Source organism: Geodermatophilus sp. SYSU D00758 (assembly GCF_054049955.1).
The window spans coordinates 1-6,298 of sequence record NZ_JBJGYK010000080.1 but is presented as its reverse complement, the minus strand read 5'-3'; the positions used below and the strand labels follow the sequence as shown (position 1 = coordinate 6,298).

5 protein-coding genes are annotated in these 6,298 nt (G+C 73.6%); all 5 read left to right on the top strand.

The window, feature by feature from the left end; translation table 11 throughout:
• The first annotated feature begins 640 nt into the window (after positions 1–640).
• Complete coding sequence (gene rpsO, locus ACI8AC_RS25055) at positions 641–910, top strand: 30S ribosomal protein S15 (RefSeq protein ID WP_072920360.1); 270 nt, start codon at positions 641–643, stop codon at positions 908–910.
• A 246-nt stretch (positions 911–1,156) separates the two neighbouring features.
• Positions 1,157–3,418, top strand: a complete 2,262-nt coding sequence (locus ACI8AC_RS25050) for a polyribonucleotide nucleotidyltransferase (protein ID WP_456900572.1) — start codon at positions 1,157–1,159, stop codon at positions 3,416–3,418.
• Positions 3,415–4,803 (top strand): M16 family metallopeptidase, encoded by a 1,389-nt coding sequence (locus ACI8AC_RS25045; protein ID WP_456900571.1) that lies wholly within the window; start codon positions 3,415–3,417, stop codon positions 4,801–4,803. The genes ACI8AC_RS25050 and ACI8AC_RS25045 overlap by 4 nt, the downstream gene beginning before the upstream one ends.
• Positions 4,804–4,816: 13 nt before the next feature.
• Positions 4,817–5,179 (top strand): VanZ family protein, encoded by a 363-nt coding sequence (locus ACI8AC_RS25040; RefSeq protein WP_456900570.1) that lies wholly within the window; start codon positions 4,817–4,819, stop codon positions 5,177–5,179.
• A 50-nt stretch (positions 5,180–5,229) separates the two neighbouring features.
• A complete protein-coding gene (gene dapB, locus ACI8AC_RS25035; RefSeq protein ID WP_456900569.1) occupies positions 5,230–6,069 on the top strand; it encodes a 4-hydroxy-tetrahydrodipicolinate reductase in 840 nt (279 codons plus the stop codon).
• Positions 6,070–6,298: the final 229 nt, after the last annotated feature.

Genomic DNA, 6,298 nt, shown 5'->3' with positions numbered 1-6,298 from the left:
ACGTGCCGTCCCCGGCTGGGGCCGGGCCGCTCCGCCGCGTCCCTCCTCGGGGGCCCTGTCGGGCCCCGCTCGTCGGTCGCACCGCGGCCACGTGCCGTCCCCGGCTGGGGCCGGGCCGCTCCGCCGCGTCCCTCCTCGGGGGCCCTGTCGGGCCCCGCTCGTCGGTCGCACCGCGGCCACGTGCCGTCCCCGGCTGGGGCCGGGCCGCTCCGCCGCGTCCCTCCTCGGGGGCCCTGTCGGGCCCCGCTCGTCGGTCGCACCGCGGCCACGTGCCGTCCCCGGCTGGGGCCGGGCCGCTCCGCCGCCTCCCTCCTCGGGGGCCCTGTCGGGCCCCGCTCGTCGGTCGCACCGCGGCCACGTGCCGTCCCCGGCTGGGGCTGGGCCGCTCCGCCGCCTCCCTCCTCGGGGGCCCTGCGGGCCCCGGTGGTGTGCGGTCGCGGGGCATGACCGGCAGGATCGTGCGCCGCAGGCGCACAGCGCCCCCGGACGATCTCCCCGGACGGCACCCGGTCGCGGTCGTCGTCCGGAGGACGACCGTGCCACTGGTAACCTGGGCTGTCGTCGGTTCACCCGACGCGTGTGCGAGCTGCCCCCGTGACAGAGACCGGGGGCCACACGTGACCTGACCAGGAGGCCGTCCATGGCGCTCGACAGCGCGACGAAGCAGCAGATCATGACCGAGTACGCGACGGTCGAGAAGGACACGGGCTCGCCCGAGGTCCAGGTCGCGATGCTGACCCGCCGGATCAGCGATCTCACCGAGCACCTCAAGCAGCACAAGCACGACCACCACAGCCGGCGGGGCCTGCTCCTGCTGGTCGGTCGCCGCCGGCGGCTGCTGAACTACCTGGCCAAGACCGACATCAACCGGTACCGCTCCCTCATCGAGCGGCTCGGTCTGCGCCGCTAGCACGACGAGGGGGCCGTCCCACCGGGACGGTCCCCTCTCTCGTGCGGCACCCGCCGCACGAGCACCGCGGCCGCCCGCGCCGGAGGACCCTCCGCGGCCGGTCCTCGGTAGTGGCTCCCGGGCATGCCGACCCCCGCGCGGGGGAACGGTCCCGGGGGCTTCGATCGAAGACCGGTCACCGAGCCGGAGTCCGGCGCGGGGCGCCACAAGAGGACGTCGCCGCATGCGACGTAGGAAGAGGACGACGTGTCCGCACCCACCACCCAGGGCAGCATCGCTGCCGAGTTCGACCCCGAGGACGGGGTCACCACCGCCACCGCGGTCATCGACAACGGCAGCTTCGGCAGCCGCAGCGTCACCTTCGAGACCGGCCGGCTGGCCCGCCAGGCCGCCGGGTCGGTCGTCGTCAGCATGGGCGACACCATGCTGCTGTCGGCCACCACGGCCGGCCGGCAGCCCAAGGAGCAGTTCGACTTCTTCCCGCTGACGGTGGACGTCGAGGAGCGGATGTACGCCGCCGGCCGCATCCCCGGCTCGTTCTTCCGCCGCGAGGGCCGGCCCTCCGAGGACGCCATCCTCACCTGCCGGCTGATCGACCGCCCCCTGCGGCCGACCTTCGCCAAGGGTCTGCGCAACGAGGTCCAGGTGGTCATCACGGTCCTGTCGCTGGACCCCGACCACCTCTACGACGTGCTGGCCATCAACGGCGCCTCGGCGTCCACCCAGCTGTCGGGCCTGCCGTTCTCCGGCCCGGTCGGCGGCTGCCGGGTCGCGCTGGTCAACGGCCAGTGGGTCGGCTTCCCGACGCACGCCGAGCTCGAGGACGCCGTCTTCGACATGGTGGTGGCCGGCCGGGTGCTCCCGGACGGCGACGTCGCGATCATGATGGTCGAGGCCGAGGCCACCCAGAGGACGATCCAGCTGGTCGCCGACGGTGCGCCCGCCCCGACCGAGGAGGTCGTCGCCCAAGGCCTCGAGGCGGCCAAGCCGTTCATCCGGTCGCTGTGCGAGGCGCAGAGCGCCCTGGCCGGCAAGGCCGCCAAGCCCGTCGCCGACTTCCCGCGCTTCCTCGACTACCAGGACGACGTGTACGCCGCCGTCGAGGCCGAGGCCGCCACCCGGCTGACCGAGGTGCAGGCCATCGCCGGCAAGCAGGAGCGCGAGGCCGCGACCGACGAGCTGAAGGAAGCCGTCAAGGCCGCCCTCGCCGACCGGTTCGAGGGCCGGGAGAAGGAGGTCTCCGCGGCCTTCCGCGCGGTCACCAAGAAGGTCGTCCGGCAGCGCATCCTGCGGGACAAGGTCCGCATCGACGGCCGCGGCGTCACCGACATCCGGCCGCTGTCGGCCGAGGTCGAGGTCGTCCCCCGGGTGCACGGCTCGGCGCTGTTCGAGCGCGGGGAGACCCAGATCCTGGGCATCACCACGCTGAACATGCTCCGCATGGAGCAGCAGCTGGACACCCTCTCCCCGGAGAACCGCAAGCGCTACATGCACAACTACAACTTCCCGCCGTACTCCACCGGTGAGACCGGCCGCGTCGGCTCCCCGAAGCGGCGCGAGATCGGCCACGGCGCGCTCGCCGAGCGGGCGCTGCTGCCCGTGCTGCCCGACCGCGAGGAGTTCCCCTACGCGATCCGGCAGGTGTCCGAGGCGCTGGGCTCCAACGGCTCAACGTCCATGGGCTCGGTCTGCGCCTCGACCCTGGCGCTGCTCAACGCCGGTGTGCCGCTCAAGGCGCCGGTGGCCGGCATCGCCATGGGCCTGGTCTCCGACGAGGTCGACGGCACGACCGAGTACGTCGCGCTGACCGACATCCTCGGTGCCGAGGACGCCTTCGGTGACATGGACTTCAAGGTCGCCGGCACCCGCGACTTCGTCACCGCGCTGCAGCTGGACACCAAGCTCGACGGCATCCCGTCCGACGTGCTGGCCCAGGCGCTCACCCAGGCCCGTGCCGCCCGGCTGCACATCCTCGACGTCATGAACGAGGCCATCGACGGCCCCGACGAGATGAGCCCGTACGCCCCGCGGGTCACCACGGTGCGCATCCCGGTCGACAAGATCGGCGCGGTCATCGGCCCCAAGGGCCAGATGATCAACTCGATCCAGGACGACACCGGTGCCGACATCACCATCGAGGACGACGGCACCATCTACGTCGGCGCCTCCGACGGCCCGTCGGCCCAGGCGGCGGTCGACCGGATCAACGCCATCGCCAACCCGCAGATGCCCAAGGTCGGCGAGCGGTTCCTCGGCACGGTCGTCAAGACCACGCCGTTCGGTGCCTTCGTCTCCCTGCTGCCCGGCAAGGACGGTCTGGTGCACATCAGCAAGCTGGGTGGCGGCAAGCGCATCGGCAAGGTCGAGGACGTCGTGAACGTCGGCGACAAGCTGCAGGTCGAGATCACCGACATCGACGCCCGCGGCAAGATCAGCCTCGTGCCGGTGGCGGCCGAGGAGGCCTCCGGCGAGGCGGCTGCCCCCGAGTCCGCCCCCGCGGAGGCGTGACGGCTCGCCAGCGGGCCCTGGCCGGGGTCGGGACGGACGCGACGGCGTCCGCCCCGGCCCCGGCCGCCGTCGGGCGCGTGGGGGAGACCGTCGTCCTGGACGTCGACGAGGTCGGTGGCCGGGTTGAGCGGACCGAGCTGCCCGGGGGGCTGCGGGTCCTCACCGAGACCATGCCCGGCGTGCTGTCGGCCACCGTCGGCATCTGGGTGGGCGTCGGCTCCCGCGACGAGACCGACCGGGTGGCCGGCGCGTCGCACTTCCTCGAGCACCTGCTGTTCAAGGGGACGTCGCACCGGACGGCGCTCGAGATCGCCACGGCGATGGACGCGGTCGGCGGGGAGATGAACGCCTTCACCGCCAAGGAGCACACCTGCTACTACGCCAACGTGCTCGCCAGCGACCTCCCGCTGGCGGTGACGCTGCTGGGTGACCTGGTCACCGAGGCGCTCAACACGCAGGCCGACCTGGAGTCCGAGCGCACGGTGGTGCTCGAGGAGATCGCCATGCGCGACGACGAGCCCTCCGATGCCGTGCACGACCTGTTCGCCGAGACGCTCTTCGGCGGCACCGCGCTCGGCCGGTCCGTCCTCGGCACGGTGGAGTCCATCGAGGGCCTGACCCGGGACGACGTCGACGGCTGGTACCGCCGCCGCTACGCCGTCCCCTCGATCGTCGTCACCGCGGCCGGTCGGGTGGAGCACCGGCAGGTCCTCGACCTCGTCGCCGCCGCCTTCGGCTCCCGGCTGGCCGGCCCGGACCGCCCGGCTCCGCTCCGGCGCGGCGAGGAGGTCGCCGGGTCGACCCGCCCCGCCCGGGCGGCCGGGCTGATCCGGCGGCGGACCGAGCAGACCCACCTCCTGCTGGGGTCGGTCGGCCTCGGCCGGCTCGACGAGCGGCGGTACGCCGCCGCGGTCCTGGAGACCGCGGTCGGTGGCGGGATGAGCTCGCGGCTGTTCCAGGAGATCCGCGAGAAGCGGGGGCTGGTCTACAGCGTGGGCAGTGCGCTGACCCACTACGCCGGCACCGGGGCCTTCTCCGTGTACGCCGGCTGCTCGCCGAAGCGGGTGCCCGAGGTGCTCCGCCTGGTGCGCGAGGAGCTGGCCCGGGTCGCCGCCGACGGGCTCACCGACGAGGAGGTCGCCCGGGGACGCGGTCAGCTGCGCGGCGGGTTGGTCCTCGGTCTGGAGGACACCGGCTCCCGGATGAGCCGGCTCGGCAAGAGCGAGCTCTCCTACGGCGAGTACCTCCCGGTGCGCGAGGTGCTCGACCGCATCGGCGCCGTGGACGAGCAGCAGGTGCGCGACGTGGCCGCGGAGCTGTTCACCCGCGAGACCTGCCTGGCGGTGGTCGGCCCGTACCGCGAGTCCGACCTCGACCGGCTGTGACCACGCACCTTTGATGGCGGCCCCGCACCCGGTCCTCGCCGTGCACGGCGCCCTGTCCCGCGGCGTCTTCGCGGTCGCGGTGCTCGTCTCCCTGGCGGTGCTGTTCGCCCCCGGGTCCGACGTCCCCGCGGCCCCGCCGTACACAGACACGGTGGTGCACGTCCTGCTGTTCGCCGTGCTCGCGGTCGCCGGTCGCTGGGCCGGCGTCCGCGGGACCCCGCTGCTGACCGGGCTCGTGCTGTACGCCGCCGGGAGCGAGGTCGTGCAGGCCCTGGCCCCGCTGGACCGCTCGGGCTCGGTCGCCGACTGGCTCGCCGACGTCGTCGGCGCCCTCGGCGGCTGCCTGCTCTGGGAGCGGCTGGAACGGCGGCGCTGAGCCCGGGAGGCCGCCTTGCATCCCGGCGCACCGCCGGGAAACCTGTCCCGGTGACCACGAGCACCCCCCACTCCGAGCACCCGGCCGGCGCGGCCCCGATCGAGGGGGCGGGCACCGTCGCGGTGGGGGTCCTCGGTGCCCGGGGCCGCATGGGCACCGAGGTGGTCAAGGCGGTCAACGACGCCCCGGACCTCGAGCTGGTCGCGATGGTCGACGCCGGGGACTGGCTGTTCAACGTCGCCGACGCCGACGCCCAGGTGGTCGTGGACTTCACCCGCCCGGACGTCGTCATGGACAACATCCGGTTCTGCATCGACAACGACATCCACTGCGTGGTGGGGACGACGGGGTTCGACGAGGCGCGGCTGGCCACGGTCGCCGAGTGGCTCGAGGCCAAGCCGGGCCTGGGCGTGGTCATCGCCCCCAACTTCGGCATCGGTGCCGTCCTGCTGATGCGCTTCGCCCAGGAGGCGGCGCGGTTCTTCCCCTCCGTGGAGGTCGTCGAACTGCACCACCCGGACAAGGTGGACGCCCCCTCGGGCACCGCCGTACGGACCGCCCGCCTGGTCGCCGCCGCCCGCCGGGCCGCCGGGATGCCGCCGTCCCCGGATGCGACCACCGACGCCCTGCCCGGCGCCCGCGGTGCCGACGTGGAGGGCGTCGCGGTCCACGCCGTGCGGCTGCGCGGGCTCGTGGCCCACCAGGAGGTGCTCCTCGGGGCGGCGGGGGAGACGCTGACCCTGCGGCACGACTCCTTCGACCGGGCCTCCTTCATGCCGGGGGTGCTGCTGGCGATCCGAGAGATCGGGCGCCGCCCGGGCCTGACGGTGGGCATCGAGTCCTTCCTCGGGCTCCAGCCGCGAGGTGTGACCGGGGACGCGTCCCGGTGACTTGCACGTGACCGCCCGGTGTCGTGTATGTTCGTTCTCGCGCCGGACGGGCCCGGGAGGGCCGCGGGTAGCACCCCGAGGGTGCAGGACCGCCAGTCCGGTGTAGAGTGGGACAAGCCGCCATCGACGAGGCCCGGGAGGGTCGGGTTGGTGTGCGTCCGCTCCTTGAGAACTCAACAGCGTGCCGAAAGTCAGTGCCAAGTAACAACCCCTTTGTGGGTTCCTTTGG